At 73.7% G+C, this 18,492-nt stretch carries 20 protein-coding genes and 1 riboswitch; of the genes, 2 read left to right on the top strand and 18 right to left on the bottom strand.

Features of this window, described 5'->3' with window-relative positions; translation table 11 throughout:
• Nucleotides 1-91: 91 nt before the first annotated feature.
• From infC to ACQPZ4_RS40145, 6 genes are all read right to left on the bottom strand, one after another.
• Nucleotides 92-712 carry a translation initiation factor IF-3 gene (gene infC / locus ACQPZ4_RS40120; RefSeq protein ID WP_433066852.1) on the bottom strand — a complete coding sequence of 207 codons (621 nt, stop codon included), beginning with the start codon at nucleotides 710-712 and terminating at the stop codon, nucleotides 92-94.
• A gap of 227 nt (nucleotides 713-939) precedes the next feature.
• Nucleotides 940-1,416 carry a PH domain-containing protein gene (locus tag ACQPZ4_RS40125; protein ID WP_433048266.1) on the bottom strand — a complete coding sequence of 159 codons (477 nt, stop codon included), beginning with the start codon at nucleotides 1,414-1,416 and terminating at the stop codon, nucleotides 940-942.
• 16 nt (nucleotides 1,417-1,432) lie between these two features.
• Complete coding sequence (gene hisG / locus ACQPZ4_RS40130) at nucleotides 1,433-2,281, bottom strand: ATP phosphoribosyltransferase (protein ID WP_433048269.1); 849 nt, start codon at nucleotides 2,279-2,281, stop codon at nucleotides 1,433-1,435.
• Between the two features lie 53 nt (nucleotides 2,282-2,334).
• On the bottom strand, nucleotides 2,335-2,598 hold the full coding sequence (locus tag ACQPZ4_RS40135; RefSeq protein WP_433048272.1) for a phosphoribosyl-ATP diphosphatase: 264 nt from the start codon (nucleotides 2,596-2,598) through the stop codon (nucleotides 2,335-2,337).
• Nucleotides 2,599-2,681: 83 nt separating this feature from the next.
• The gene (locus tag ACQPZ4_RS40140; RefSeq protein WP_433048275.1) at nucleotides 2,682-3,698 is read right to left on the bottom strand and encodes a Gmad2 immunoglobulin-like domain-containing protein; all 1,017 of its coding nucleotides are present in this window, start codon (nucleotides 3,696-3,698) and stop codon (nucleotides 2,682-2,684) included.
• Complete coding sequence (locus ACQPZ4_RS40145; protein ID WP_433048278.1) at nucleotides 3,695-4,246, bottom strand: SigE family RNA polymerase sigma factor; 552 nt, start codon at nucleotides 4,244-4,246, stop codon at nucleotides 3,695-3,697. The genes ACQPZ4_RS40140 and ACQPZ4_RS40145 overlap by 4 nt, the downstream gene beginning before the upstream one ends.
• 107 nt (nucleotides 4,247-4,353) lie before the next feature.
• On the opposite strand from ACQPZ4_RS40145, the gene ACQPZ4_RS40150 reads away from it, so the two are divergent.
• Complete coding sequence (locus ACQPZ4_RS40150) at nucleotides 4,354-4,842, top strand: hypothetical protein (protein WP_433048281.1); 489 nt, start codon at nucleotides 4,354-4,356, stop codon at nucleotides 4,840-4,842.
• Between the two features lie 53 nt (nucleotides 4,843-4,895).
• On the opposite strand, the gene ribH is transcribed toward ACQPZ4_RS40150, so the two are convergent.
• The 6 genes from ribH to rpe all read right to left on the bottom strand — a co-directional run bounded on the left by ribH (nucleotide 4,896) and on the right by rpe (nucleotide 10,236).
• Nucleotides 4,896-5,372, bottom strand: coding sequence for a 6,7-dimethyl-8-ribityllumazine synthase (ribH, locus tag ACQPZ4_RS40155; protein ID WP_433048284.1), 477 nt, complete (start codon nucleotides 5,370-5,372; stop codon nucleotides 4,896-4,898).
• The gene (locus ACQPZ4_RS40160; protein WP_433048287.1) at nucleotides 5,372-6,616 is read right to left on the bottom strand and encodes a bifunctional 3,4-dihydroxy-2-butanone-4-phosphate synthase/GTP cyclohydrolase II; all 1,245 of its coding nucleotides are present in this window, start codon (nucleotides 6,614-6,616) and stop codon (nucleotides 5,372-5,374) included. The genes ribH and ACQPZ4_RS40160 overlap by 1 nt, the downstream gene beginning before the upstream one ends.
• On the bottom strand, nucleotides 6,613-7,209 hold the full coding sequence (locus ACQPZ4_RS40165; protein WP_433048290.1) for a riboflavin synthase: 597 nt from the start codon (nucleotides 7,207-7,209) through the stop codon (nucleotides 6,613-6,615). Before ACQPZ4_RS40165 ends, ACQPZ4_RS40160 begins: the two co-directional genes overlap by 4 nt.
• A 3-nt stretch (nucleotides 7,210-7,212) precedes the next feature.
• Entirely contained in the window at nucleotides 7,213-8,241 is a 1,029-nt protein-coding gene (gene ribD / locus ACQPZ4_RS40170) for a bifunctional diaminohydroxyphosphoribosylaminopyrimidine deaminase/5-amino-6-(5-phosphoribosylamino)uracil reductase RibD (RefSeq protein WP_433048293.1), read from the bottom strand.
• A gap of 121 nt (nucleotides 8,242-8,362) precedes the next feature.
• A riboswitch (FMN riboswitch) is annotated at nucleotides 8,363-8,511 on the bottom strand.
• A gap of 67 nt (nucleotides 8,512-8,578) precedes the next feature.
• Nucleotides 8,579-9,529 carry a GGDEF domain-containing response regulator gene (locus tag ACQPZ4_RS40175; protein WP_433048295.1) on the bottom strand — a complete coding sequence of 317 codons (951 nt, stop codon included), beginning with the start codon at nucleotides 9,527-9,529 and terminating at the stop codon, nucleotides 8,579-8,581.
• 41 nt (nucleotides 9,530-9,570) lie between these two features.
• The gene (rpe, locus tag ACQPZ4_RS40180) at nucleotides 9,571-10,236 is read right to left on the bottom strand and encodes a ribulose-phosphate 3-epimerase (RefSeq protein ID WP_433048298.1); all 666 of its coding nucleotides are present in this window, start codon (nucleotides 10,234-10,236) and stop codon (nucleotides 9,571-9,573) included.
• A 71-nt stretch (nucleotides 10,237-10,307) separates the two neighbouring features.
• Between rpe and ACQPZ4_RS40185 the strand changes: the two genes are divergently transcribed.
• Nucleotides 10,308-10,826 (top strand): hemerythrin domain-containing protein, encoded by a 519-nt coding sequence (locus ACQPZ4_RS40185; protein WP_433048301.1) that lies wholly within the window; start codon nucleotides 10,308-10,310, stop codon nucleotides 10,824-10,826.
• Here the strand turns inward: ACQPZ4_RS40185 and ACQPZ4_RS40190 are convergent.
• The 6 genes from ACQPZ4_RS40190 to ACQPZ4_RS40215 all read right to left on the bottom strand — a co-directional run bounded on the left by ACQPZ4_RS40190 (nucleotide 10,823) and on the right by ACQPZ4_RS40215 (nucleotide 18,477).
• Nucleotides 10,823-12,265, bottom strand: a complete 1,443-nt coding sequence (locus ACQPZ4_RS40190; RefSeq protein WP_433048304.1) for an RsmB/NOP family class I SAM-dependent RNA methyltransferase — start codon at nucleotides 12,263-12,265, stop codon at nucleotides 10,823-10,825. The genes ACQPZ4_RS40185 and ACQPZ4_RS40190 overlap by 4 nt on opposite strands.
• Nucleotides 12,265-13,218, bottom strand: coding sequence for a methionyl-tRNA formyltransferase (gene fmt, locus ACQPZ4_RS40195; RefSeq protein WP_433048307.1), 954 nt, complete (start codon nucleotides 13,216-13,218; stop codon nucleotides 12,265-12,267). The genes ACQPZ4_RS40190 and fmt overlap by 1 nt, the downstream gene beginning before the upstream one ends.
• Nucleotides 13,215-13,763 carry a peptide deformylase gene (gene def / locus ACQPZ4_RS40200; RefSeq protein ID WP_433048310.1) on the bottom strand — a complete coding sequence of 183 codons (549 nt, stop codon included), beginning with the start codon at nucleotides 13,761-13,763 and terminating at the stop codon, nucleotides 13,215-13,217. The genes fmt and def overlap by 4 nt, the downstream gene beginning before the upstream one ends.
• Before the next feature lie 80 nt (nucleotides 13,764-13,843).
• Nucleotides 13,844-14,407 carry an AAA family ATPase gene (locus ACQPZ4_RS40205; RefSeq protein ID WP_433048313.1) on the bottom strand — a complete coding sequence of 188 codons (564 nt, stop codon included), beginning with the start codon at nucleotides 14,405-14,407 and terminating at the stop codon, nucleotides 13,844-13,846.
• Complete coding sequence (locus ACQPZ4_RS40210; protein ID WP_433048316.1) at nucleotides 14,404-16,131, bottom strand: ABC transporter ATP-binding protein; 1,728 nt, start codon at nucleotides 16,129-16,131, stop codon at nucleotides 14,404-14,406. Before ACQPZ4_RS40210 ends, ACQPZ4_RS40205 begins: the two co-directional genes overlap by 4 nt.
• A 360-nt stretch (nucleotides 16,132-16,491) precedes the next feature.
• Nucleotides 16,492-18,477, bottom strand: coding sequence for a primosomal protein N' (locus ACQPZ4_RS40215; protein WP_433066855.1), 1,986 nt, complete (start codon nucleotides 18,475-18,477; stop codon nucleotides 16,492-16,494).
• Nucleotides 18,478-18,492: the final 15 nt, after the last annotated feature.

An 18,492-nucleotide genomic window follows, 5' to 3' on the forward strand; every position in this document is an offset into this window, starting at 1 on the left:
CGGGCCGCTCGTCGCGGCCCGGGCGTTATGGCACCCCCGGATCCTTGGTGCGATCCGGGGCGCCGGGGCGGCCCTGGTCAGGCCGTAAGTATCAACCCTGGTCGGCGGTGACCGGCTCGGGCAGGTCGGCGACTGGTTCGCCCTCCGGACCCGCGCTGCCGTCCGCCTTGCCATCGCGACGCTCGGTCGCGGCGGCCTTCACGTTGCGGTGCGGTGCCAAGACCATGATCATGTTGCGGCCGTCCTGCTTCGGCGCGGCCTCGACGAAGCCCAGCTCCGAGATCTCCTCCGAGAGCTTGCGCAGCAGCCGGAAACCAAGCTCCGGGCGGCTCTGCTCGCGGCCACGGAACATGATCGTTACCTTGACCTTGTCGCCCGCCTTGAGGAACCGCACCACGTGACCCTTTTTGGTCTCGTAGTCGTGCGGATCGATCTTCGGGCGGAGCTTCATCTCCTTGATGACGGTCTGCTGCTGGTTACGCCGGGCTTCCCGGGCCTTGAGCGCGCTCTCGTACTTGAACTTGCCGAAGTCCATGAGCTTGCAGACGGGCGGGCGTGCCATGGGCGCAACTTCGACCAGGTCCAGGTCCACGTCGGCGGCCAGCTGGAGTGCGCGCTCGAGCGGGACGATGCCCACCTGCTCACCCTCCGGGCCGACCAGCCGGACCTCACGTGCCCGGATCTGCTCGTTGACGCGTGGCTCGACGCTGATGTGGCCTCCTCGATAGGTATTTCAACTCTGCGGTCGTCCGCACCCCAGGTCCGGCGGGGAACGCCAAAAACCCCCGCCGCGCATGCGCAGGCGAGGGCCGTTCGATCGCCGCGGCCGGTGGAGGCCACTGCGATCGGACCGGACCCGGCCGCCGTGTCAGCTGCGCGGGTGGGGGCTAACGCCCCGCTTCGGACATCCCGTTGTGGGCGGGATGCGGTCGACGAGAACTACTCTACCACGCTCGGTGTCAAGCTCGCCGTGTGCAGGGCCCGCAGCCGCTTGGCCGCCTTCACGGCGTACTGCTTGTCGGACATCTGCACCGCCATGACCGCGACCTTCTCGTCGTCGTGCAGGTCCAGGGTCAGCCAGGGCGCCCCGCGGCCGAAGGTGACCGCCCGCACGACCTCCCACGGCAGGTCGTAGCTGCCGATGATGTTGCGCACCCGCACGCCCTGCGCGTCGGCCTCGACCTTGGGCCGGGTCATCAGCAGGATGCCGGCGGCCGCGCACAGCCCGAGGCCGATCATGGCCGCCTGGTCACCGCGCTGGAAGTAGCCGGGACCGTCGCCGGTCTTGCCGTGCAGCCCGAACGCGATGAGCGTGAAGACGACCACCACGACGGCCGCCAGAACGTACGCGATGACCCGGGCCCGCTGGGGCCGGGCGACGACAGGGGCCGTGACCGCTGCTGGTGTGCTGCTCACGGCCCCCAGTCTGCCACTACAGCCGGCAGGCGTGGATTCCGGTCACCAGGATGGCGCGGGCGCCGACCTCGTAGAGCTCGTCCATGATCCGGTGCACCTCGGCCTGGCGGACCATGGCCTGCACGGCCAGCCAGCCCTCGCGGTGCAGCTTGGAGATGGTGGGCGACTCGATGCCCGGGGTGAGCGCGACCGCCGCGTCGAGGGCGTCCTCGCGCACGTCGTAGGCGAGCATCACGTACTGGCGGGCCACGAGCACGCCCTGCAGCCGGCGCAGCAGCTGGGCCATCCCGGCCGGCTCCTCACCCGCGCGGCGGATGAGCAGCGCCGAGGACTTGAGGATCGGCTCGCCGAGCGTCTCCAGCCCGGCCTGGCGCAGCGTCTTGCCGGTCTCCACCACGTCGGCGATGACGTCGGCCACGCCGAGGCGGATGGCGTTCTCCACGGCGCCGTCGAGCCGGATGACCTCGGCCCGCACGCCGTGCTCGGCGAAGTAGCGCTCCATGACGCCCGGGTAGGCGGTGGCGATCCGCAGCCCCTCCAGGTCGGACGGGGCGGAGCCCTTCACCGAGCCGGGCACGGCGGCGAAGCGGAAGGTCGCGCGGCCGAAGTCGAGGTCGAGCACCTCCACGGCCGGGCTGCCCGCGTCGATGAGCAGGTCGCCGCCGGTGATGCCGAGGTCGAGGTCGCCCGAGCCGACGTAGGTGGCGATGTCGCGGGGCCGCAGGTAGAAGAACTCGACGCCGTTGGGCTCGTCGCGGCAGAGCAGGTCCTTGGGGTCGGAGCGCTGGCGGTAGCCGGCCTCCTGGAGCATCTGGGTGGCGGGCAGGGCGAGGGTGCCCTTGTTGGGCACGGCGATGCGAAGCATGTGCGCTGGTCTCCTGGCTTTCGAGTGGTCGCTACGGGAAGGACGGGACCGAACTACAGATGTCGGTAGACGTCTTCCAGCGACAGCCCTGTCGCCAGCATCAGGCATTGCACCTGGTACAGCAGCTGCGAGAGCTCCTCCGCGGTGCGCTCCGGCCCCTCGTGCTCGGCGGCCATCCAGCTCTCGGCGGCCTCCTCCACGACCTTCTTGCCGATGAAATGCACACCCTTCTCCAGCGCCGCCACGGTGCCGGATCCCGGGGTGCCGGCCGCCGCCTTGTCGCTCAGCTCGGCGAACAGCTCGTCGAAGGTCTTCACGGGCAGGGATTCTCGCAGGCCTGGGGCCGGAAACGGAATCGCTTTGATGACAGGCGTGTCGCCGGTCACCCAAAAAGAGCCGGTCACCCGACGGAGAACTCGTGATCGTCCACCCATTGGACGCTGCCGTCCTTCTCAGAGACGAAAAACGCCTCCACGGTGTACCGCCCTGAGGGCAGCGAAATCTGCACGCGCGCCTCACCCAAGGATGGGGCACCGGCGGTGAGCTGCACGGACTGGTCGTAGACGATCGCGCCGGCGGCGTCGCGGACCCGCACGCGGACGGTGCCCTCGAAGACCACTCCGGCGACGTACGCCGTGAAGGTCTTCCCCACCACCGCCCCCTGGTCCGGCTCGATGACCCAGACCGGCGCCTGCAGCTCGGACAGCGTCCCCTGCCGCAGCAGCCCGCTGGTGTCGACCGTCCCCCACAGCCGGGCCACGGGCTGCCCGTCGACGAGCAGCCGCACCCCGTCGCTGTGCCCCATCGAGGTGTACCGCGCGGCGGCCAGAACGGTGTACACGAGCTGCTGGACGGCGAGCTTGGCCTCCGCCGGGGCGGTGCCGACCCCGCCGAGGTCCACGGTGACCTGGCTGCCGGAGATCGCGACCCCGTGCACCTCGACGGTGGCCGGCCAGAGGCTCTTGTAGTCGGGATCCTTGGCCTTGCCCTGCAGGGAGAGCGTCACGGCGGCCTTGAGGCGGCCCGCGTCGTCACCGGCGGTGGCGGGGAGGAACTCGCGGTACAAGCGGCCGTTGCGGGTGAAATAGGCGGGCAGGTCGACCTCCTGCGGCGCCGTCCCGCTCGGCGGCCGCACGCTGGGGCTGGTGGGCGGCTCGGACCGCGACGGGCTCTGGGAGGACCCGGGCGGCAGGGTGCGGTGCTCGTCCCCGGAGGTCTGGACGACCACCACGCCGATCGCGATCGCGGCGGCCACCGCGGCGGCCGCGGCCAGAGCCGTGCGCAGGCTGCGCTGCCAGGTGCCGGCCGCGGTGCGCCGCCGGATGTTCGGCAGCGCGTCCGGCGACGTCTCCACCTCGTCGGCCCGCGCCCGCAGCGCCTCCCGCAACCGATCTTCGGCGCTCTGCCCGGGCCTCACAGCGCCGCCTCCAGGCTCTGCCGCAGGGCCTGCATGCCGCGGGAGGCGTGGCTCTTGACCGCGCCGCGGCTGACCCCCATCGCGTCGGCGATCTCGGCCTCGGAGAGCTCGGCGTAGTACCGCAGCACGATCGCCTCGCGCTGGCGGGTGGGCAGGCGCCGTACCGCCTCCAGGACCTCCCGGTGCCGCAGCAGGCTCAGCGCGCCGGTCTCCGCGCTCGCCACGATCAGGGGTCCGTCCGGGCCGCGGGCGATGTGCCGCTCGGCCACGCCCCGCTTGCGCAGCGCCGACCGGGCCCCGTTGAGCACGCTGGTGCGCAGGTACGCCAGCGCCTTGTCCGCATCGCGCAGCCGCCGCCACCGGCGGTGCAGCGCGACGTACGCGTCCTGGACCACGTCCTCCGCGACCCCCTCGTCGTGCAGGAGCAGCACCGCGAGGCGCACCAGCCCCCGGTAGTGCGCGGTGAACAGCGCCCCGATCGCGTCGTCGGCGCTCCACCGGCGCGCGTCGTCCTCGCGCGTCGATTCGTCTGGGGTCGCTGCCCGCACCCGATTACCGTCCCATGCCGCGGCGGTGGCTTCGGCCATCACACCCAGACGACGCGCGGGTCCGCCCATCGGTTTACCGGGCTGATCACCTGGTTACCCTGAGCGTCGTGGATACGGAGCCGAAGTACACCGACGAAGAGTGGGGCCTGCTCGTCGGGCTCCCCCAGTCCGTCCTGATCGCCGCGTCCCAGGCCGAGGCCGACGGCACCCGGCGGACCCGCGAGGAGTGGACGGCGGGCATGACCGCGATCGCCGACGGCCGCGGCTCGTCCAGCGAGCTCGTCAAGACCGTCGCCGCCGAGGTGGTCAGCCGCCAGGGTGACGTCACCGACGGCGAGGACCCGCCGGTCATCCAGTTCCCCGACCGCGACGCGGGCCTGGCCGACGTGATCTCGCGGGCCCGGGAGGCCCACGAACTGCTGGCGGGCAAGGCCGAGCACGCCGACGCCGAGGCGTACCGCTACTGGGTCGTCACCGTGGCCGACGTGGTGGTCGGCGCGGCCAGCACCGGCGGCGTGCTGGGCATCGGCGGCGAGCAGGTCACCCCGGCCGAGCGCAGCTTCCGCGACGAGCTGGCGGCCGCGCTCGAGGTCTGAACGACGCCAAGGAGGCCGGGAGCGCGCGCTCCCGGCCCCCTCTGCGCATCAGTTCAGGACTTGGCGACCAGGCGCAGCGCGACCGCCGCGTCCAGGGCGGCGATCGAGGCCGCGTAGCCCTTGTCCTCGGCGGAGTCGGCGAACCCGGCCCGGGCCCGCGCCTGCTCGTAGCTGTCGACCGTGAGCACCCCGTGCGCGACCGGCGTCGCGCAGTCCAGGGCGACCCGGGTCAGGCCGTCGGTGACCGACTGGCAGACGTACTCGAAGTGCGCCGTGTCGCCCCGGATGACCACGCCGAGCGCGACCACCGCGTCGAAGCGGTGGGCCAGGCCCTGCGCCAGCACCGGCAGCTCGACCGCGCCGTCGACCCGGGCCACCGTGATGTGGTCCACGTTCGACGCCTCGCCGGCCTCGATCGCCCGGTTCAGCATGTGGTCGACGAGCTCGCCGTGCCACCGGGTGGCCACGATGCCCAGCGTCAGCCCGCTGCCGTCCACCCGCTGCAGCACGGGCGCCCCACTTCCAGCCATTACGCCAGTCCCTCCGCGACCTCGTCGAGCTCGTCCAGCAGGTGCCCCATGCGGTCCCGCTTGGTGCGCAGGTAGCGCACGTTCTCGGGATGCGGCCGGGTGGGCAGGGGCACGCGACCCAGCACGGACAGACCGTACCCTTCCAGACCGGCGCGCTTGGCCGGATTGTTCGTGAGCAGCCGCATGGTTTTGATCCCGAGGTCGACCAGGATCTGGGCGCCGGTGCCGTAGTCGCGCGCGTCGGCGGGCAGGCCGAGGTCCAGGTTGGCGTCGACGGTGTCCCGGCCGAGGTCCTGCAGCTGGTACGCCTGCAGCTTGTGGATGAGGCCGATGCCCCGCCCCTCGTGGCCGCGCATGTAGAGCACCACGCCGCGGCCCTCGGCGGCCACCATCTTCAGCGACGCCTCCAGCTGGGGGCCGCAGTCGCAGCGCACCGAGCTGAACACGTCGCCGGTCAGGCACTCGGAGTGCACCCGGACCAGGATGTCCTCGCCGTCGCCGAGGTCGCCGTAGACGAGCGCGATGTGCTCGCCGTTGCCGAACTGCTGGGTGTAGCCGACCGCCCGGAAGACCCCGTGCTCGGTGGGCAGCCGGGTCTCCGCGACCCGCTCGATCTGCTGCTCGGTGTGCCGGCGGTAGGCGATGAGGTCCGCGATGCTGATGAGGGCCAGGTCGTGCTCGGCGGCGAACGCGCGCAGGTCCGGCAGGCGCATCATGGTGCCGTCGTCGTTGACCATCTCGCACAGCACCCCGGCCGGGCGCAGGCCGGCCATGGTGGCCAGGTCGACCGCGGCCTCGGTGTGCCCGGCCCGGCGCAGCACCCCGCCGTCCTTGGCCCGCAGCGGCACGATGTGCCCGGGGCGGCTCAGGTCGTGCGGCTCGGTGGACTCGGCGGAGAGCAGCTTGATGGTGCGGGCCCGGTCGGCGGCCGAGATGCCGGTGGTGCCGCCGAAGCGGGCGTCGACGGTCACGGTGTACGCGGTGCCGCGGCGGTCCTGGTTGGTGCGGTACATCGGCGGGAGGTCGAGCCGGTCGGCCTCGGCCTCGGTGATCGGCACGCAGATGTAGCCCGACGTGTAGCGGACCATGAACGCGACGAGCTCGGGGGTGGCGAACTCGGCCGCGAAGATCAGGTCGCCCTCGTTCTCGCGGTCCTCGTCGTCCACCACGATCACCGGGCGGCCGTCCGCGATCTCCTTGATCGCCCGCTCGATCGGGTCGAGGTTGGTGATGGGGGCGCTCATGACCGGGCCTTGCCCAGGAGCTTCTCCACGTACTTGGCCATGATGTCGACCTCCAGGTTGACGCGCTCGCCGACGCCCTTGGCGCCGAGCGTGGTGAGCTTGAGCGTGGTCGGGATCAGCCCGACCGAGAACGTGTCCTCCGTGACGGCCATGACGGTCAGCGAGATGCCGTCGACCGTGATGGAACCCTTCTCCACGACGTACCGCCCCAGCCCCTCGGGCAGCGCGAACGTCACCGTCTCCCACTGGTCGCCGGACTCCCGGGAGAGGATCTCCCCGACGCCGTCGACGTGGCCCTGCACGATGTGCCCGCCGAGCCGGGTGGCCATGGTCGCCGCGCGCTCGAGGTTCACCGCCGACCCGGACCGCAGCGCGCCGAGCGTCGAGCGCTTGAGCGACTCCCCCATCACGTCGGCCGTGAAGACCCCGTCGGCGTTGTCGACCACGGTCAGGCAGACCCCGTTGACCGAGATCGAGTCGCCGTGGGCGGCGTCGGCGGTGACGGTCGCGCCGCGGATCGCGAGGCGGGCGGAGTCGCCCAGCTCGTCGATCCCCACGACGGTCCCGAGCTCTTCGATGATGCCGGTGAACACTGCTCACGCACCTTTCACAGTCGCCGTCAGGCGCACATCGGGCCCGATCCGGGCTAGGTCGACAACGTCGAGCGTCAAGGCCTCGGCGATGCTGGAGATGCCCGCGAAGCCCAGGGCGGCCGGACCGGCCCCGAGCAGCTTGGGCGCGAGATAGGCGACGACCCGGTCGACCAGGCCGGCCGCCAGGAACGCCCCCGCGAGGGTCGGGCCGCCCTCCAGCAGCGCCACCCGCACCCCGCGCGCATAGAGTTCGCGCAGCATGGCGCTCAGGTCGGCACCGGGCGTGACCCAGGTGGCGGCCGAGCGGTCCAGGATGCGGAAGGTGCCGCCGTCGAGCTCGGCGCCCCGCCTGCCGGTGACGACCACCCGCAGCGGCTGGCGCTCGGCGGGCACGCCCTGCGGTGAGCGGACGGTGAGCTGGGGATCGTCGGCCAGGACGGTGCCGATGCCGGCGATGATCGCGTCGACGCCGGCCCGCAGGCGGTGCACGTCGGCCCGGGCGTCCGGGGACGTGATCCACTTGCTGGTGCCGTCGGCGGCGGCCGAGCGGCCGTCCATGGTGGCGGCGAACTTCCAGATGACGTAAGGGGTGCCGCGGGACACCGCGGTGAGCCAGCCCTCCATCGCGTCGTGGGCGGCTTCGTGCAGTACAAGACCGATTTCGACGACGACCCCGGCGGCGCGCAACGTCTCGGCTCCCCCGGCGGCGACCGGATTGGGGTCGGCCACCCCGACCACGACCCGGGCCACCCCGGCCTCGACCAGGGCGCGCGAGCAGGGGCCGGTGCGGCCCGTGTGGTTGCAGGGCTCCAGGGTGACGTAGGCCGTGGCGCCGCGGGCCCGCTCGCCCGCCGCCAGCAGCGCCCGGACCTCGGCGTGCGGCCCGCCGGCCGGCGCCGTGCGCCCCTCGCCGACGATCTCGCCGCCGGGCGCGACCAGCACGCAGCCGACGTTGGGGTTGGGGCTGGTCTCGCCGAGGCTCAGGCGCGCCAGTTCGATGGCGCGTCGCATGAACGTCTCGTCGTCTGCCATGGCCCTCTCCCGCGTGGTCCGTGATCACACGCGGGGGGACGCCGACGACACCCGGGAAAAGCGCCCAGGAAGCGCGCAGCGACCCTCCGGAATCCCCCGAAAACGGGTGACACCGGATCCCGCGCGCTGAACTCCCATCCGGACTTTGACCGTCGGCCCTGGACTCACACCAGGTCCACCGGTCGATGGCTTCGACCGGGTCGCGGGCTTCCGCCCCCGTCAGGGGCGGTTACCGCCGGTTCGGAATTTCACCGAGCCCCGCCAGCGCGTGGTGGGTACTTAAGCTGAGTCTGACACACATCCGCCGGTCCTTACCTTCTCCGTTGCGGGATATGTGTCACAACCCGGCGGCGCTGCGCCGGTCGACGGCCACGTAGTTGCCGTTGTGCTTCTTGGCCACCTTCTTCATCTCGGTGGCGATCGAGATGACCTCGCGGGGGTCGGTGAACTTGCCGCTCTCGGGGGTCGCGACGGCCACCCCGATCGACAGGGTGACCAGGTTCGGCTGCTGGACCTCGCCGGTGCGGGAGACGACCTCGATGTAGCCGCGCTCGGCGTCCACCGGGTCGTAGAGCGCGTCCGCGGCCTCCTCGAAGGCCAGGATCGCGTTGGTGGTGAGGTCCTTGAGCTGTTCCGGGGTGCACACGACGAGGAAGTCGTCGCCCCCGATGTGGCCCAGGAACGCCGGGGGCAGCCCGATGTCGACCACGGCCCGGTGCAGCGCCCGGGCCAGCGCGATGATGAACTCGTCGCCGCGCTGGAAGCCGTACACGTCGTTGACCGGCTTGAACCGGTCGATGTCGACGTGCGAGACGGCGAAGTCGGTGCCGGCCCGGGCCCGGTCGGTGATCTCGCGCAGGATGCGGCTGTTGCCGGGGAGCCCGGTCAGCGGCGACACCTCGCGGTTCTCCTTGTTGCGCCGCAGCGTGGAGTGCACCCGGGCGACGAGCTCGGTGGTGTCGAACGGCTTGACCAGGTAGTCGTCGGCCCCGGCCTGCAGGCCGATCACCTTGTCGGCGGTCTGCCCGCGGGCGGTCAGCAGGATCACCGGCATCGAGGCGGTCATCGGGTCGGCCCGCAGCTTGCGGGTCAGCTCCAGCCCGTCCAGCTGCGGCATCATCCAGTCCACGACCGCCAGGGCGGGCTTGTGCTCATGGATGAGGCCGAGCGCGGTCGCCCCGTCGTTGGCCACCAGCACCTCGAAGCCCTCGAGGTCGAGGTTCACCTTGATGAACCGGGCGATGTCGACGTCGTCGTCGACCACGAGGATCACGTCGCGTTCGCCCACTGCCGTCCCGTCTGTCAGGTCATCCGTTCGTGTCGCGGCGCTCAGCCGCCGGCGGCGAGCCCGCGCAGCTTGCGCACGGCCGCGGCCGGGTCGTCCGCCGCGTAGACGGCGGTTCCGGCCACGAACGTGTCCGCCCCCGCCTGCGCACACGCCGCGATCGTATCTTCGGCCACGCCGCCGTCGACTTCAATGCGCAATTCGAGATGACCGGTGTCGATGTGGCGGCGGGCCGTGCGGACCTTGTCCAACAGCTCGGGCAGGAAGGCCTGGCCGCCGAAGCCGGCCTTGATGGTCATGATCAGCAGCAGGTCGAAGTGCGGCAGCAGCTCCAGGTACCCCTCGACCGGCGTGTCGCGGTCGATCGCCAGCCCGGCGCGGCTGCCGGCCGAGCGCAGGTCCTTGGCGATCGCGACCGGGTCGGTGGCCGCCTCGGCGTGGAACGTCACGTTGTAGGCCCCGGCCTCGGCGTAGTCGGTCGCCCAGCGGGCCGGGTCGGCGATCATCAGGTGGCAGTCGAACGGCAGCGTGGTCGCCGCGCGCAGGCTCTTGACCACCGGCAGCCCGATCGTGAGGTTCGGGACGAAGTGGTAGTCCATGACGTCCACGTGCAGCCAGTCCGCGGCCCCCTCGACGGCGCGGGCCTCCTCGCCCAGCCGAGCGAAGTCCGCAGCGAGAATCGAGGGCGCGATCACCAGGTTGTCCGACACAGGCGTGATGCTATCGGCGAACTTGGCCCGCCCGCCGCGAACCCCGGGGCATTCCTGCGAGAATGTCAGGTATGGATGTCGTCGAGGCCATCATCAGCGATCACGTCCGGTTCGAGCAGTTGCTGCGCACGCTGCGGGCCCGCGACACCGACCCCGAGGGGGTGCGGGCCCGGCGCACGGCGGTCCGGGCCGAGCTGGCGGACCTGCTCGTCGGGCACGCGACGGCGGAGGAGTCGGAGGTGTACCCGAAGCTGCGCGAGCTCTTCGGCGGCGGCGACCACGTCGAGCACGGGGCCGACGAGCACGTCGAGGGGCACGTCAAGCTGCTCGTCCTGCTCGACGTCGACGACGTGCTCGCGCCGGAGTTCGACCGGGCGCTGGGCAAGCTGTCCAACTCCCTCGCCCACCACCTCGACGAGGAGGAGCGCACGCTGCTCAACGACGCCCGGCTGCAGCTGGACGCCGCGACCCGGGCGGCGCTCGGGCAGGCCTGGCTCGCCGAGCGGGACCGGCTCATCGCCGCCGGCTGCGGCTCACGTTCCAGCGTGGCCGCGCTGATCCCGCACCAGCGCTCCAGCTCTTTCTCTTAGGCCTTTCGCTTCAGAAGAGCCACGAACATCGCATCGGTACCGTGCCGGTGCGGCCACAGCTGGACCGTCGGGCCCGTACCGACCTCGGGCAGGCCCGGCGGCAGGTAGGGGCGCGCGTCCATCAGGTCCATGTCGATCGACGAGCGGCGGGCCGCCTCCGTCACCGACACCTCGGTCTCGGCCTGGTGCGGCGAGCACGTGACGTACGCCACGACCCCGCCCGGCCGCACCGCCCGGAACGCCGACTGCAGCAGCTCCCGCTGCAGCCGGGTCAGCGGCGGCAGGTCCGACGGCTGGCGGCGCCAGCGCGCCTCGGGCCGGCGGCGCAGGGCTCCCAGGCCGGTGCACGGGGCGTCCACGAGCACCCGGTCGAACCCACCCTCGGGCAGGTCCTGGTCCTTGCCGACGTCGCGGCCGTCGGCGTTGATCGTGTAGACCGGCAGCCGCTCCGTGGCCTTGGCCACCAGCGCGGCGCGGTGGTGGGCGACCTCGACCGCGGTCACGTGCGCGTCCCGCTCGGCGGCCAGCGCGCCGAGCAGGCCCGCCTTGCCGCCGGGGCCCGCGCACAGGTCGAGCCAGCGCTCGTCCGGCCCGGCGAGCTCGGCGTTGGCGAGCACGGCGGCGACGAGCTGGCTGCCCTCGTCCTGCACGTGGGCGCGCCCGTCGCGGACGGCCGCGATGCCGCCGGGGTCGCCGCCGCCGGACAGCACCACGGTGAACGGCGAGTACCGCCCGACGGTCGCCCCGCGCAGCGAGCCGGCCAGGTCGGCCGCGCCGAGCAGGCCGGGCCGGGCGCACAGGTGCACCGGCGGCGGCAGGTTGTCCGCGTCCAGCGCCAGCTCGGCCTCGTCGAGGGAGCCCAGCGCGTCGGCGAAGGCGTTGACGATCCACGCCGGGTGGGCGTGAGCGAGCGCGGCCCGGCCGATCGGGTCGGCGGGCGCCAGGCGCTCGATCCAGGCCGCGCGGTCGGACTCGGCGACCCGGCGCAGCACCGCGTTGGAGAAGCCGGCCGCGCCCGGGACCAGCGAGCGGACCAGGTCCACGGTGGTGGCCACGGCCGCGTGGGCGCCGACGCGCATGTGCAGCAGCTGGTACGCCCCGATCCGCAGCGCGTCGCGCACCGGCGGGTCGATGCGCTCCATCGCCCGGTCGGCCGCGGCGGCCACGATCGCGTCGAGGGTGCCGGTCTGGCGCAGCGTGCCGTAGGTCAGCTCGGTCGCGAACGCCGCGTCGCGCCCCGACACCCCGCTCTCGCGCAGGATGCCGGGCAGGACGAGGTTGGCGTAGGCGTCGTCGCGGTGCACGGCGGCCACGGCCTCGTACGCGGCCTCGCGGGCCGGGTCGATCGCGGGCCGTCCGCCGCGCGGGGGCCGGGCGAGCCGGTCGTCGCGCCCACCGGCGGGCCGCTGACCGGGGCCCCGCCGAGGAGCCGAGCGCATCAAGACACGAGCTCCCCGGACTCGACCCGGGCGCCGCGGGCCCACGCGTCGGCCGGCATCGCCTTCTTGCCGGGCGCGGTGACGGTGCCGAGCACCACGGGGACGGTGCCGGTGCCGACCAGCACCCGGTTGCGCTCGACGACGAGCTCGCCGGGGCCGGGCGTGGGCGCGGGCGTCTGGCCGGCGATCACGGTCGCGGCCGTGAGCGGGGTCACGGGGCCGAGCTTGAGCCGGTCGCCGCGGAACGTCGTCCACGCGCTCGGGGCGGGGGTGCAGGCGCGCACCCGCCGGTCGACCGCGAACGCCGGGTCGGCCCACCGCACCTGCGCGTCCTCGACGGTCAGCTTGGGGGCGGTCGAAATGCCTTCATGCGGCTGCGGTACCGCCGACAGGGTCCCCGCCTCGATCCCGTCCAGGACGCGCACGAGCAGCTCCGCCCCCGACACGGCGAGCCGCTCCAGCAGGTCGCCGGAGGTGTCGCGGGCACCGACGGCCTCGGTCAGCGTGCCGTAGACCGGGCCGGTGTCCAGCCCCTCCTCCAGCAGGAACACGCTCGCGCCGGTGACCTCGTCGCCGTGCAGGACCGCGTGCTGGACCGGGGCCGCGCCGCGCCACGCCGGCAGCAGCGAGAAGTGCAGGTTCACCCAGCCGTACCGCGGGATGTCCAGCGCGCTGCGCGGGACCAGGGCGCCGTAGGCGACGACCGGCGCGCAGTCGGGCTCCAGCTCGCGCAGCCGCTCCTGGAACTCGGGCTCGCGCGGCTTGGCCGGGGTGAGGACGGGGATCTCCCGCTCCGTGGCCCAGGCGCTGACCGGCGACGGGACCAGGTTGCGGCCGCGGCCCGAGGGCGCGTCCGGGCGCGTGACGACCGCCACGAGCTCGTGCTTCGAGTCGGCGATCGCGTCGAGGGCGGGCAGGGCCACCTGGGGCGTGCCCGCGAAGACCAGCCTCATCGGATGCCGAACAGCCCGTGCGGGCTCGCCTTGACCACCGGCGGCGCTTCGGGGTTGTACCACTCCGCTGCCCGGATCTCCTTCATGGCCTGCTTCCGTCGCTCGGGATCGAGGCGGTCCACGAACAGCACCCCGTCGAGGTGGTCGGTCTCGTGCTGGGCACAGCGGGCCATCAGCCCGGTGCCGACGATCTGGATCGGGTCGCCGTGCTGATTGAACCCCTTGGCGATGACGTTCTGCCGCCGCTTGGTGTCGACGTACACCCCGGGGATGGACAGGCAGCCCTCGGGGCCGTCCTGCTCCTCCTCGTCGGGGAACTCCAGCACCGGGTTGACCAGGTGCCCGACGACGTCGTCGACGTCGAAGGAGAACACCCGCAGCCCGACCCCGATCTGCGGCGCGGCGAGCCCGGTGCCGTTCTGCTGGTGCATCGTCTCCAGCAGGTCGCTGACCAGCTTGCGCAGCTCCTTGTCGAAGTCGACGACGGGGTCGGCCTCGGTGCGCAGCACTGGATCGCCGAACAGGCGGACGGACTGGACGGTCAAGCGGCACCCCAACTGAAGATCGGACTGAAGGTCAGTCGAATTCGAGCCTGTCAAGTCTAGAACCCGCGCCGCGGTCGGACTCATCGCCCCAGTGCGGACTCGAGCACGGCCGGCAGCGGCGGTGCCCCCTCGCGGTTGTCCACCTCGACGTGCGGCACCGCGGGCGGCCGGTCCGGCGGGATGGCGGCCAGGAACTCCGGCCACCGCGCCAGCTTCTGCCCGTCCCGGTGCGACCCGCGCGCCAGCAGCCGGCGGCGCAGGGTGGCCGGGTCGGAGCGGACCCAGACCAGCGTCACCGGGTCGCCGCCCAGCGCCTCCACGAACGAGGCCCACCGCGAGGGGTCCGAGATCTGCCCGGTGAACGGCCCCGAGAGCAGCACCGGGCAGCCGTGCGAGCGGATCTCCCGGGCGGTCGCGGCCAGCCCGCCGTACTCGTGGACCTTGATGTTGGTGTCGTACCAGGGGCCCTCGCGCTCGCCCGGCGGACGCCCCGCGGCCTGCAGGGTGGCCGCCACGAAGTCGCCGTACAGGGTGTCCTTGTCCAGCAGGGCCGGGGTCGGGGCGAGCAGCCGCAGCAGCAGGCTCGCGACCGTGGACTTGCCGGCGCCCGGCGGGCCGGCGACCACCCAGGCCGGGGCGGTCATGCGACGAGCAGCTGGTTCGTGGCCAGCTCGCGGTACAGCGGGCTGGTCTCCAGCAGCTCCTCGTGCCGGCCCACGGCGGCGACCCGGCCCGCCTCCAGGACCACGATCTGGTCCGCGTCGACGACGGTGGACAGGCGGTGGGCCACCACGATCATGGTGCGGTCGCGGGCCACGGTGTCGATCGCCTCGCGCAGGGCCACCTCGTTGCGGGCGTCCAGGTTGGAGGTCGGCTCGTCCAGCAGCAGGATCGGCGGCGCGGCCAGCAGCGTACGGGCGATGGCCAGCCGCTGCCGCTCGCCGCCGGACAGCAGCACGCCGCCCTCGCCGACCTGGGCGTCCAGGCCCTCCGGGGTGCGGCCGACGATCTCCGTCAGGTTCACCGCGGCCAGCACCGAGAGCATCTGGGCCTCGGACGCGCCGGGCATGGTGAGGCGGAGGTTCTCGCGCAGGCTGCCGGCGAGGACGGGGGCCTCCTGCTCGACGTACCCGAGCTGGGCGCGCAGGGCCGTGCGGGGCAGGTCGCGCACGTCGACGCCGGCCACCCGGACGGTGCCCTCGGTCACGTCGTAGAAGCGCTCGACCAGCTGCAGCAGGGTCGACTTGCCGGCGCCGGACGGGCCGACGAGCGCCGTCCGGGTCCCGAAGGGCACCGTGAACGACACGTCCCGCAGGATCGTCTCCGGCGAGGCGGCGTAGCCGAACGTGACGCGCTCGAAGACCACCGCCGCCGGTCCGCCGGCCGGGGTCGCGGTGCCGGTGTCGGCCTCCAGCGGCACGGCCAGGATGTCCTCCATCCGCTGCAGCGCGCCGAGGCCGGTCTGCAGCTGGGTGTACGCGTGCAGCGCCTGCCCCAGCGGCATGACCAGGAAGAACAGGTAGAGGACGAACGCGACGAGATCGCCGACGCTGATCGTGCCGGCGGCGACCCGGGCGCCCCCGACGCCGAGCAGCAGCAGGAACGCGCCCTGGATGGCGGCGATGCTGGCCGGGCCGACGAGGGCCTGCAGGCGGGCGATGCGCACGCCGGCGCGGTACGCCTCCTCGGCGCTCGTCTCGACGGCCGCGATCTCCCGGTCCTCGGCGTTGCTGGCCCGGATCGTGCGGGCGGCCGACAGCGCGCGCTCCACGGCGCTGGTCATCTCGCCGATGCGCTCCTGCGCCGCCTCGGAGGCGGGCCGGACCCGGCGGGAGAAGATCACCGCGATCGACAGGCCGACGGCGAGGCCGAGCCCGGCGGTGAGGAACAGGATCGGGTCGAGCAGCAGCATCGCCACCGCCGCGCCGACCACCATCACCGCGCCGGTGACGGTCTCGAACAGCCCGGAGGTGACCACGGCGCGCAGCAGCGTGGTGTCGGCCCCGACCCGGGAGAGCAGGTCGCCGGTGCGGCGCGCGTCGTACTCGCTGATCGGCAGCCGCAGCAGGTGCCGGGTCAGCCGCCGGCGCGAGCTGAGCACCAGCCCCTCGGCGGTGCGCTGCAGCAGGTAGTCGCGGATGGCGTTGATCACGGCGACCGCGGCCAGCACCACCACGAGCAACGCGACGGTGCCCCAGACGGTGCGCGAGGCCTGCAGCCCGTCGAGCACCTGCCGGGTCAGCAGCGGCTGGGCGAGCGTGGTGACGGACCCGAGGAGGGAGAGGACCCCGACGACGACGAGGGTGGCCCGATGATCACGGAGGTAGGGCAGCAACGACCGCAACGAGACGCGTGGCGAGGCGGACACGAGTTCAAAAGTAGCCGGTCGCGCCAGAGCGTCCCGCCGCATGAGGTCGAGCGGGCTCGGGCGGCCTCGCGCGAGTGGCCGGCCACGTCATGGCGTCCCCGTCACACGAGGTCGAGCGCGTTGGGCGGCCTCGCGCGAGGAGTCGGCCGCGTCATAGCGTCCCGGCCACACGAGGTCGAGCGGGGCCGGGCGGCCTCGCGCGAGGAGCCGGCCGCGTCATGGCGTCCCCGCCACACGAGGTCGAACGGGGCCGGGCGGCCTCGCGCGCGTGGCCGGCCGCGTCATGGCGTCCCCGCCACACGAGGTCGAACGGGGCCGGGCGGCCTTGCGCGAGGAGCCGGCCGCGTCATGGCGTCCCCGTCACACGAGGTCGAGCGGGTCGACCTGGATGCGGACCGGGTCGGCGGCCTTGCGCACCGAGCGCGCCCCCGCGGCCGCCTTCAGCGCGTGCGCCAGCGCCTTTCCCGCCGAGCGAGCGGTGCGGACGAGCATCCGCTCCTGCCCCTCGGTGGCCGGCACGGGGCCGAGCACCTCCGCCCCCGGCGGCAGCTCGGCCAGCGCCAGCAGCTCCGCCACCGCCGCGGGCGCGCCGGTCAGGGCCGCGATCCGCGCCGCCGGGGGAAAGCCCAGCTCCCGCCGGTCCGCCAGCTCCCGCGCGGCCAGCCACGCCGGGTCGAAGCGCAGGAGCGCCTGCACCGCCGCCAGTCCCCCGTCGGCGACCACCACCACCGGCGCGCCCGGGCGGGCCAGCGCCGCCGCGGCGAACCAGCGGCGCAGCGCCTCCTCGGTGCCCCGCAGGTCGGCCCGGGTCAGGAAGGCCCACGTGTCGAGCAGCAGGACCGCGCCGTAGCCGCCCTCGGCGAGCGGTTCGGCGCCGGGCGTGGAGACGACCAGCGAGGCCTCCCCCGGCACCGACGTCAGGATCTCGTCGCGGCCCGACGTGCGCACCGGCGTGTCCGGGAACGCGCGGGCCAGCTCCTCCGCGGTACGCCGGGCGCCGATGACCGCCGCGCGCAGGCGGTGGCTGCCGCACTCGGGGCAGGCGTGGCCGGCGTCCGGGCGCCCGCACCAGCGGCAGACCGGCACCCCGTCGGCGGCCGGCAGCGCGAGCGGGCCGGCACAGTGCGCGCACCGCGCCGGGGTGAAGCAGTCGGCGCACGCGACCGCCGGCAGATAGCCGCGCCGGGGCACCTGGATGAGCACCGGGGCGCCGCCGGCCAGCGCCTCGCGGGCCGCGCGCCAGGCCACGGTGGGCAGCCGGGCGGCCGCGGCCTGCGGGTCCCGGCTGCGCTCGTGCTCGCCGACGAACACCACGCGCGGCATGGCCCGCCGCAGCTCGTCCCGGGTCGCGCCGACCTCGATCGCCCAGCGGGTCTCCACAAGCTGTTGAGCCTCCGCGGTACGCCCGAAGCCCCCGACAATCGCCGCACACCCCTCCTGCTCGGCGCGGGCCAACAACACCTGCCGGGCGTGCGGATACGGCGCCCGCTGCTCGGCGTGCAGGTCGTCCCCGTCGTCCCAGATGGCAACCAGGCCCAGCCCGGCGACGGGGGCGAACGCGGCGGCGCGGGTGCCGATCACGATCCGCGCCGTACCGCGGGCGGCAGCGAGGAACCGCCGGTACCGCTCGGCCGGGCCGACCGCCGCCGACAGCGCCACGTGATGCCCCGGCCCGCCGAGCACCCGCAGCAGCGCGGCGTCGAGCCGGTCGAGGTCCCGGGCGTCGGCCACCACCACGAGCGCACCGCGCCCGGCGGCGAGACTGGTCGCGGCCGCCTCGGCCAGCCGCGCCGGCCAGTCCTCGCCGGGCAGCGCCGTCCACACCGCGCGGGGCTTCCGGTCGTCGGCGATGGCCCGCAACAGCGCACTCCCGGCGTGGTACCGCGCCCAGCCCGCTCCGTCGTGTCCCGTGTCCGGGCGTGTCACGACGTCCGTGCCATCGGCAGCGACCGGCGCGGTCAAGGCCGCGAGCCACGGCGGCGCGACGAACGGTTCGGGCGCGGGCGCGGGTGGCGCTGACTCGACCCGCTGGTGGCGGGGCGGGATGGCGAGGCGGAGGACGTCGGAGAGGGTGCCCGCGTACCGGTCGGCGATCTCCCGGGCCAGCCGCTCCACCTCCGGCATCAGCACCCGCTCCGGGGAGACGACCTTCTCGAGGTACGACAGCCGCCCTTCGTGCGTCGTCTCGGACCCCCGGGCCAGCACGAACCCGTCCACGACCTGCCCCGAGAAGCGCACCTTGACGCGCGTCCCGGGCTGCGCGGCGGCCGCGGCCTCGGCGGGGACCAGGTAGTCGAAGGGGCGGTCCAGGTGCGGCAGCGGGCTGTCGACGCAGACCCGCGCGATGGGCGAATCGTCGGC

This window comes from Dactylosporangium sp. CS-033363 (assembly GCF_050942475.1).
Lineage (GTDB): Bacteria > Actinomycetota > Actinomycetes > Mycobacteriales > Micromonosporaceae > Dactylosporangium.